Here is a 206-nt window from a genome sequence, read left to right as displayed (position 1 = left end):
AACGGTTACTTTATACACTAAAAATGGTGGCATATGGTTGGAGGCAATTGAAGCAACATGTTGTGATGCAGTAGGCCTAGATTGGACTATTAATCTTGGTGATGCCAAACTTCGTGTTGGCGATAAAGTGGCACTTCAAGGCATTCTGGATCCTTCAATGCTACACGCCACGCCAGATCGTATTCGCCAAGAAGTCGGCACTATTT

At 44.2% G+C, this 206-nt stretch carries 1 protein-coding gene; it reads left to right on the top strand.

Features of this window, described 5'->3' with window-relative positions:
* On the top strand, positions 1-206 hold a 206-nt coding region (locus CWB78_RS18685; RefSeq protein WP_283957132.1), incomplete at both ends, for a uroporphyrinogen decarboxylase family protein.

Source organism: Pseudoalteromonas sp. S1612 (assembly GCF_005887175.1).
Classification (GTDB): domain Bacteria; phylum Pseudomonadota; class Gammaproteobacteria; order Enterobacterales; family Alteromonadaceae; genus Pseudoalteromonas; species Pseudoalteromonas undina.
This window is presented reverse-complemented; position numbering and strand designations above follow the sequence as displayed.